Genomic DNA, 8,475 nt, shown 5'->3' with positions numbered 1-8,475 from the left:
CGAGCCGCGCAGCGCCGGTCGCGGCTGCGTCACCGGAGACGGCCAGCACATGGCCTCGCGCGAATTTGTGGCCGTCGATGCGCGGCACCGGAAAGGCGGCGCCCCAGAAATCCGGATCGTTCTCGAAGAGCTGCGGAGCGATCTCGTCCAGCACGCTTGCGTCGATGCCGATGTCGGCGACGCGCACACGGCCGCAATGCATGCGGCCCGGCAGCAATAAATGCGCCGGCTTCTTGCGGAAGAAGGTGATGGTCTGCGTGGCATTCACGGCCGCGCCCATCACGGCCGCGCTGGTGCCGTTGATGCCGCTCGGTAGGTCGACGGCGAGCACCGGCGCGCCATTGGCGTTGATCGCCTCGATCATGGCGCGCGCCTCGCCGTCGACGGCACGGCTGAGACCCGCGCCGAACAGCGCATCGATAATCAGCGCCGGCTTTCCGATCGCCTGCGGATTGAACGGGAGCACCGGGTGCTTCCAGCCACGTGCGGCGGAGGCGGCGTCACCCTGGAGCTGGTCGCGCTCGCACATCAGGATCACCGAGACCTCGCGGCCCTGGGCGGCGAGCTCGGCGGCTGCGACAAAACCGTCGCCGCCATTGTTGCCGGAACCGGCGACGATCAGGATCGGCCCCTCCTCCACCAGCGCATTGGCCGCCTCGGCGACCGCCTGGCCGGCACTGAGCATCAGCTTGAAGCCGGGCGTGCCTGCCGCGATACTGAGCTGATCGGCGCGCTGCATTTCAGCGTTGGTCAGAACTTCCATGCCACTTCCCTGGTCCAAACGCCCGTTCAACGGGCACGTTCCGTGCCGACCCATCCCACGGAACAACGATCTGCACACATATTGAACCGTTTGCCTATTTCGTAGTCTTCGGTATTTTATGCGGGTCGGCGCCACCTATCAGATTGTGCTCGTTAAAAGGCTGATAACGCTCCAATAATCAGGGCATTAGCAACTTGGCATAGACCCTGCTTTCGAGGAAGCCGCTTCGGTTTGTCGTGCTCACTGGCATTCATCAGGGTGTGGCCGGCCGTCGTTGCCGGGCTGGTCAGGCATCCCGGCGTAGCGAAGACAAGATCGTGCGTGACAAAGCGCATCCTGACGAAGACGTTGCTATTTGATCGAAAGGCCGGGAGGCGCGCAGTGAAGAAAATCGAAGCCATCATCAAGCCATTCAAGCTCGACGAGGTGAAGGAAGCGCTTCAGGAAGTCGGCCTGCAGGGCATCACCGTCACCGAGGCCAAGGGCTTCGGCCGGCAGAAGGGTCACGCCGAGCTCTACCGCGGCGCAGAATACATCGTCGACTTCCTGCCCAAGGTGAAGATCGAGATCGTGATCGGCGACGACCTGGTCGAGCGCGCCATCGACGCGATCCGCCGCGCCGCGCAGACCGGGCGCATCGGTGACGGCAAGATCTTCGTCTCCAACGTCGAAGAGGCGATCCGCATCCGAACCGGCGAATCCGGGCTGGACGCTATCTGAGCCGGGTGCTATCCCGCGTTTTGCGACACTCTGACAGGAAATAAGGCTGCTTCGGCGGCCTGATTTCGTTTGTGCGGTCGCGCAAAGCTCGCCTAAAGCGAGAATAATCTTGCTCATCTGGAAACCGACCCGCAGAGCCAAAAGGGGTATGCATGAAGACCGCCAAAGACGTCCTGAAATCCATCAAGGACAACGACGTCAAATACGTCGACCTGCGCTTCACCGATCCGCGCGGCAAGTGGCAGCATGTGACGTTCGACGTCAGCATGATCGATGAGGACATTTTCGCAGAAGGGACGATGTTCGACGGTTCCTCGATCGCTGGCTGGAAGGCGATCAACGAGTCCGACATGTGCCTGATGCCCGATCCGGTGACTGCGACGATCGATCCGTTCTTCGCCGAGACCACGATGGTCATCACCTGCGACGTGCTCGAGCCGACCACCGGCGAGCCCTACAACCGCGACCCCCGCGGCATCGCCAAGAAGGCCGAGGCGATGGTGAAGTCGATGGGCGTGGGCGACACCGTCTTCGTTGGCCCCGAGGCCGAGTTCTTCGTGTTCGACGACGTGCGCTTCTCCTCGACCCCCTACAACACCGGTTTCCGCCTTGACTCCTCGGAGCTGCCGACCAACTCCGACACCGAATATGAAGGCGGCAATCTCGGCCACCGCGTCCGCACCAAGGGCGGCTACTTCCCGGTTCCGCCGCAGGACTCCGTGCAGGACATGCGCTCGGAGATGCTCGGGGCCATGGCCAAGATGGGCGTCAAGGTCGAGAAGCATCACCACGAGGTCGCCTCCGCCCAGCATGAGCTCGGCATGAAGTTCGACACGCTGACGCTGATGGCCGACCACATCCAGATCTACAAGTACTGCATCCACCAGGTCGCGCACATCTACGGCAAGACCGCTACCTTCATGCCGAAGCCGGTCTATGGCGACAACGGCTCGGGCATGCACGTGCACCAGTCGATCTGGAAGGAAGGCAAGCCGGTGTTCGCCGGCAACAAATACGCCGACCTGTCGGAGACATGCCTCCACTACATCGGCGGCATCATCAAGCATGCCAAGGCGATCAACGCCTTCACCAACCCCTCGACCAACTCCTACAAGCGCCTGGTCCCGGGCTATGAGGCCCCCGTGCTGCTCGCCTACTCCGCGCGCAACCGCTCGGCCTCCTGCCGCATCCCCTACACCGCTTCGCCGAAGGCCAAGCGTGTCGAGGTGCGCTTCCCCGATCCGCTCGCCAACCCCTATCTCGGCTTCGCCGCGATGCTGATGGCCGGCCTCGACGGCATCAAGAACAAGATCGATCCGGGTCCGGCGATGGACAAGGACCTCTACGATTTGCCGAAGGAAGAGCTGAAGCAGATCCCGACGGTGTGCGGCAGCTTGCGTGAAGCCCTCGAGAATCTCGACCAGGACCGCGCCTTCCTCAAGTCCGGCGGCGTGTTCGACGACGACTTCATCGATGCCTATATCGAGCTGAAGATGACCGAAGTCGAGCGCTTCGAGATGACCCCGCATCCGATCGAGTTCGACATGTACTATTCGGGCTGATCGGCCCGAACGGAATACGACAAGCAAAAGGCGCTCCGAAAGGAGCGCCTTTTCGTTTCGGGAATCGTAGGATGGGTTGAGCCCTTGCGAAACCCATCTCGCCCCCTGCGAAGTCGATGGGTTTCGCTTTCGCTCTACCCATCCTACCGCGTCGCTACCACGTCGCGGTGAAAGCCTTCTGCAATTCGGCCGGCGCCGTCGCGCCGCTCGCGATCAGCAATTGGGTGAGAACGCGCGCCTTCTGGGGATTGAGGTCCTCGGACACGACGAAACCGTTCTTGTCGTCGTCGACCTCGACGTTTCGCGTCACGAAGCCGGATCGAACCCGCGTGGAGCGCACCACGATGATGCCCTTCTTCGCCGCCGCTTCAAGCGCTTCGAGGGCGGGCTTGGACGTATTGCCGTCGCCGACGCCGGCGAGCACGATGCCCTTGGCGCCGTGCGAGATGGCATCCTCGATCGGAACGGCGTCCATGTTGGCGTGTGAGTAGACGATCGCAACGCGCGGCAATTGCTCGCCTGCCGGCAACTGATAGGTCGCGCGCTTGAGGCCGGCCGACTGGGTCATGAAACGGATGCCGCCGGCGGTGTCGACATAACCGATCGGCGCGTCATTGGGCGTATTGAACGTCTCGATGCTCGTGGTGTTGGTCTTGGTGACCGAGCGGGCGCCCTGAATCTTGTCGTTCAGCACGGCCATGACGCCCCGGCCGCGCGAGCGCGGATCGGCGGCCACATGCACCGCCTCGTAGAGATTGCCGGGTCCGTCCGCGCTCACCGCCGTGGCCGGCCGCATCGAGCCGACGATCACCACCGGCTTGTCGCCGCGCACCACGTTGTCGAGAAAGAACGCGGTCTCCTCCAGCGTATCGGTGCCATGGGTGATGACGACGCCATCGGCTTCATTCTTGTCGAAGGCCTCCTGGATGCGGCGGGCCAGCGCAAACCAGACCTTGTCGTTCATGTCCTGGGATCCGATCGACGAAATCTGCTCGGCGTTCAGCTTCGCAAGCTTGTCCAGGCCCGGCACCGACTGCATCAGCTGCTCGCCCGTGATCTGGCCGGACTTGTACGCGCCCGCCGCGCGCGGGTCGGCCTGGCCCGCGATGGTACCTCCCGTCGCCAGCACGAGAATGCGGGGCAGATTGGCGGCAGGGGCGTCCTTGCCGGGCTCTGCGGCCTGCGCGGCTCCGCCGATCGGCCACGAACAAAGTGCGAAGGCGACCAGCGGAACGGCAAGCAGGAATGTCCGACGTTGGCGGCGGCTTGGTGGGCTAACGGCGTGCTTGGTCATCGAATGTTGCTCCCGTTTAAGTAGGCATCAACATTCGACACGCCCATTTGGGCCGAAGATGGGTCATCTTCGCCGCTTACTCCTAGGGGTTGTTAGGCCGTGGCATCAAATGGTCGAGCAAGCCCGCCGGTAGCGGAAACACGATGGTCGACGACCGTTCACCGGCGATGTCGTGCAGAGCCGCGAAATAACGCAGCTGCATGGCCTGAGGCTCCTGCGCGAGGATCCGGCCGGCTTCGACGAGCTTTTCGGCGGCCTGCTGCTCGCCCATCGCATTGATCACCTTGGCCCGCCGCAGGCGCTCCGCCTCCGCCTGCTTGGCGATGGCGCGAACCATGGTTTCGTTGAGGTCGACGTCCTTGATCTCTATGCCGGTGACCTTGATGCCCCAGACATCAGTCTGCTTGTCGAGGATCTCCTGGATGTCGGCGTTCAACCTGTCGCGCTCGGCAAGCATCTCGTCGAGCTCGTGCTTGCCGAGCACCGAACGCAACGTGGTCTGGGCGAGCTGGCTGGTGGCCGCCATGAAATCGCCGACCTTGATGATGGCGCGCTCGGGGTCGACGATGCGGAAGTACAGAACGGCGTTGACCTTGACGGACACGTTGTCCCGCGAAATCACATCCTGCGGCGGCACGACCTGTACCATCACCCGTAGATCGACCTTGACGAGTTGCTGCACGACCGGAATGAGGAGGATGAGGCCCGGGCCCTTCACGCCGGTAAAGCGGCCGAGCGTAAAGACGACGCCACGCTCGTATTCGCGCAGGATTCGAATGGCCTGGGACAGAAATATGACGACTAGCAGCGCGAGCGCCGCATAGGTCAGATATTCCAGCATCATGATCTACCTCCCTCACCGGTCCTAGCCGGTGCGCGCCGTATCAGCAGCGTCAGGTCGACGACGCTGGCAACTTCGACCGTCTCTCCGGGCTCGAACGTGTCGGCGCCGCGCGCCTGCCAGCGTTCACCATGGGCGAACACATGACCCTCGTTCCCGTTCCAGTCGAGAATTTCGGCGGACAAGCCTCGCATGGCCTGCGCGCCGACCCGTTCAGGAGCCTTGGCGGCCCGCCGAAGCGAGCCAAGCACGACCAGTGCAAAGCCGACGAACACAGCTGTAGTGATGCCGATCACCCACCACGACAGCTGGTAGCCGGGCGCCTCGACCCTGAACAGCATCAGCGCGCCTAGCACGAAAGCGATGATCCCTCCGAGACCGATCACCACCGTCGGATTGAAGGCTTCGACGGTGAGAAGCACGAGTCCGACCAGCATCAGGGCGAGGCCGGCATAGTTGATCGGCAGCAAGTTGAGCGCATAGAGGCCAATCAGCAGGCAGATCGCGCCGACGACTCCGGGAGCGACGGCTCCGGGAGACATGAACTCGAAGATCAGACCGTAGATGCCGACCATCAGGAGAATGAACGCCACGTTCGGATCGGTGATGACCGCCAGGAAGCGGGATATCCGCCCCGGCTCGATTGCTTCGACGACCGCATCCTTCGTCGCGAGGCGTTGCGTCCTGCCGCCTGCGACCTCCACCACACGGCCATCGAGCTGCCGCAGCAATTCAGCCTGGTCCCGCGCGACGAGATCGATGGCATGGGCCTCTAGCGCGCCATTGGCAGAGAGAGTGGCGGCCTCACGAACCGCCTTCTCGGCCCAGTCCGCATTGCGGCTGCGCAGCTCGGCGAGGCTGCGGATAAAGGCGACGGCATCGTTCGTGGCCTTCGCCGTCATCGCGTCCTTCGGCTCATCCTTCTTGTCTTTGCCATCCTTGTCGGGTGCACCGCTCGGCAGGCCCGGCAGCGGTCCGCCAATCTGGACCGGCGTCGCCGCACCGATATTGGTGCCTGGTGCCATCGCAGCGATGTGGGTCGCATAAAGGATATAGGTCCCTGCACTTGCCGCGTGGGCGCCGGAGGGAGCGACGTAGCCGACGACAGGGATCGGCGAGGCGAGCACATCCGCGATGATCTCTCGCATGCTGGAATTGAGGCCGCCGGGCGTGTTCATTCTCAGAAGCACGATCTCGGCGCGCCGTTCGCTCGCCTTGGCCAAAGCCTCCCGCACATAGCTGGCTGACGCGGGGCCGATGGCCCCGTCGATCGAAACAATCAGTGCAAGGCGGCCGCTCTCCTCCGCTGAGCTGGGAAGGAGGCAGCAGATCAATGCCACGACGGTGATCGCCGCAACGAGGGCCGCCTTCATGGTTTGCACGGCAAGGGCTCCCTTGCAGAGCATATGGTGTTCCCCTCGTGAACCTCAATGCTGCGCGTGGAGGCCAACGTCGCGATTGTGCAACGCAATGCAAATGGCCATGCGGGATGGCGATGCGATCGGTTGAGCAGAGGCAGTGGCGGACCATGCCCCACGGCTGATCCGCCCTGCGCCAGGCGCTGCTACCGTGCCACCCTCACGCCGTCCGCGCCGATCGGTCCGAACGTGCTCGCGATGATCTCGCTCGTCGGCTGCATGCCGCCGAGCGACCAGTGCGAGGGCTCCTGCTCCTCGATCCTGACCCAGACGTTGCCGCGGAAATCGGGGTTGCCCTGCCCTTCGACCTCGACCAGGAGGTCGGTGACGCGTTCGAGCAGCGTCTTCTTCTGCACGGCGTCCAGGATGCCGCGGACGGTGGAAATGGTGACGTAAGGCATGTCTTTCTCCAATCATGTCGTGTGACGACGGCGGCAGATTGGACCGGACAGTGGCGGCCAGGCAGTGGCGGATAAGACAGAGATCGGGCAATTTTCGCCACGCACCCGCACGCCGATCGGATAGGATCGTCGCATCGCCCGGAGGTCCTATGAAGCTCGCAATTCTGGCGCTGGAAGGCTGCATGCATTCGGCGATCGCCGGCGTCGCCGACGTCCTGTCGCTCGCCAACCACGTGATGCAGCAGAGCGGAGCAAAATCCCGGTTCGCCGGCCAGACGCTCTCGCTCGATGGCAAGGCCGTGCGCGCCGGCGGCGGCCAGTTGGTTTCGGTCGATGGCGCGATCGGGAGCCGCGGCAGCTTCGACGCGATCATCGTCCCCGGCAATCTCGTCGACCACGTCACGGCCGCGCGCCTGCAACCGCAATATGCCCGCGCCGGCGCCTGGCTCCGGCAGCAGCACGCAAATGGCCGGCTGATCGGGGCATTTTGCAGCGGCGTCTTCCTGCTGGCCGGCGCCGGCCTGCTCGACAACCGCCGCGCCACCATCACCTGGTGGCTGCAAAACGAACTGCGGCAACGCCATCCCGCGATCGACCTCGCCCCGGACGCCGTCATCACCTGCGCGGACCGTCTCGTCTGCGCGGCCGGACCGATGTCGTGGGTCGACCTCCTGCTCAGACTGATCGAGATGGTCGACGGCAAGGAGATCGCAAAGTTGTGCGCCGATTACGTCGTCATCGACACCGCGCAGCGCACCCAGTCGATCTTCATGCCCGTCGGTTACCTGCTGTCGCAGGATCCGCTGCTGACCAGGGCCGATCTGCTGGTTCGGCGCGCGGGTAAGCGTCCGATGACGGTCAAGCGCCTCGCCGACGCACTCGGCCTCAGCGAGCGCACGCTGAACCGGAAGTTTCAGGAGCTCACGCACGAGCCGCCGCAGGCCTTCATCACGCGCCGCCGCGTCGAGCACGCGCGCACGCTGCTGGAGACGACGGCGCAGCCGGTCAAGACCATCGCGCGGGCGGCGGGCTACGAGGACGAAAGCAGCTTTCGCAAGGCATTCCGCAAGCTGACCCTGATGTCGCCGCAGGCCTACCGCACGCGGCGGATGGAGCGGACAGTGTGAGGCTGACGCTAGACGGCCAACTGAGCGCGTCTACGATTCAACCGCACTGGAAAGATGAACTTTGCACCTCACCGTCAGCTTTCGTTCTGCATCTGACTCCACTTCGTTCTCAAAGAACAAATCAGAGCCGCAAAAATCGGAGCGGACGAATTCCTACTGATTGGTTTATGCCGCCCGAGATTTGGAAGGCGCATGGGCGAAACACGGGCCGCCCATCTTTGCCGCGCCCTCAACTGGGATCGCATTCATCGTGCGGGAGCGGCAGGCGGCCGGAAAAGCCAGTCCACGTTCCATTGCAGAGGAGCAGATCGAAGCCGACAACCTGTTTGCGCGGAGGCCGCCTTCGGTT

8 protein-coding genes are annotated in these 8,475 nt (G+C 63.6%); 3 read left to right on the top strand and 5 right to left on the bottom strand.

The window, feature by feature from the left end; genetic code table 11:
* A partial coding sequence (locus CWO91_RS10540) for an NAD(P)H-hydrate epimerase (protein ID WP_130213401.1) occupies positions 1-763 on the bottom strand: 763 nt, incomplete at its 3' end.
* Between the two features lie 381 nt (positions 764-1,144).
* Between CWO91_RS10540 and CWO91_RS10535 the strand changes: the two genes are divergently transcribed.
* Both CWO91_RS10535 and glnA read left to right on the top strand, forming a co-directional pair.
* A complete protein-coding gene (locus CWO91_RS10535; RefSeq protein ID WP_008547883.1) occupies positions 1,145-1,483 on the top strand; it encodes a P-II family nitrogen regulator in 339 nt (112 codons plus the stop codon).
* A gap of 152 nt (positions 1,484-1,635) precedes the next feature.
* Entirely contained in the window at positions 1,636-3,045 is a 1,410-nt protein-coding gene (gene glnA, locus CWO91_RS10530; protein ID WP_130213400.1) for a type I glutamate--ammonia ligase, read from the top strand.
* Positions 3,046-3,199: 154 nt separating this feature from the next.
* Here the strand turns inward: glnA and CWO91_RS10525 are convergent, their stop codons facing one another.
* The 4 genes from CWO91_RS10525 to CWO91_RS10510 form a co-directional block, all read right to left on the bottom strand.
* Positions 3,200-4,339 carry an asparaginase gene (locus CWO91_RS10525; RefSeq protein ID WP_130213399.1) on the bottom strand — a complete coding sequence of 380 codons (1,140 nt, stop codon included), beginning with the start codon at positions 4,337-4,339 and terminating at the stop codon, positions 3,200-3,202.
* Between the two features lie 82 nt (positions 4,340-4,421).
* Complete coding sequence (locus tag CWO91_RS10520) at positions 4,422-5,183, bottom strand: slipin family protein (protein WP_130213398.1); 762 nt, start codon at positions 5,181-5,183, stop codon at positions 4,422-4,424.
* Positions 5,180-6,562, bottom strand: a complete 1,383-nt coding sequence (locus CWO91_RS10515; protein ID WP_130213397.1) for an NfeD family protein — start codon at positions 6,560-6,562, stop codon at positions 5,180-5,182. The genes CWO91_RS10520 and CWO91_RS10515 overlap by 4 nt, the downstream gene beginning before the upstream one ends.
* A gap of 182 nt (positions 6,563-6,744) precedes the next feature.
* Complete coding sequence (locus CWO91_RS10510) at positions 6,745-6,999, bottom strand: tautomerase family protein (protein WP_130213396.1); 255 nt, start codon at positions 6,997-6,999, stop codon at positions 6,745-6,747.
* Positions 7,000-7,148: 149 nt separating this feature from the next.
* Between CWO91_RS10510 and CWO91_RS10505 the strand changes: the two genes are divergently transcribed.
* Entirely contained in the window at positions 7,149-8,126 is a 978-nt protein-coding gene (locus tag CWO91_RS10505; protein ID WP_130213395.1) for a GlxA family transcriptional regulator, read from the top strand.
* Positions 8,127-8,475 lie beyond the last annotated feature (349 nt).

It is taken from the genome of Bradyrhizobium genosp. SA-3 (assembly GCF_004212635.1).
Classification (GTDB): Bacteria; Pseudomonadota; Alphaproteobacteria; order Rhizobiales; family Xanthobacteraceae; genus Bradyrhizobium.
This window is presented reverse-complemented; position numbering and strand designations above follow the sequence as displayed.

What these genes read in the sequence shown, in the direction of transcription:
- CWO91_RS10505 (WP_130213395.1), top strand. Translation starts at nt 7,149, where the DNA reads ATGAAGCTCGCAATTCTGGCGCTGGAAGGCTGCATGCATTCGGCGATC.
- CWO91_RS10520 (WP_130213398.1), bottom strand. Translation starts at nt 5,183, where the DNA reads ATGATGCTGGAATATCTGACCTATGCGGCGCTCGCGCTGCTAGTCGTC.
- CWO91_RS10525 (WP_130213399.1), bottom strand. Translation starts at nt 4,339, where the DNA reads ATGACCAAGCACGCCGTTAGCCCACCAAGCCGCCGCCAACGTCGGACA.
- glnA (WP_130213400.1), top strand. Translation starts at nt 1,636, where the DNA reads ATGAAGACCGCCAAAGACGTCCTGAAATCCATCAAGGACAACGACGTC.
- CWO91_RS10510 (WP_130213396.1), bottom strand. Translation starts at nt 6,999, where the DNA reads ATGCCTTACGTCACCATTTCCACCGTCCGCGGCATCCTGGACGCCGTG.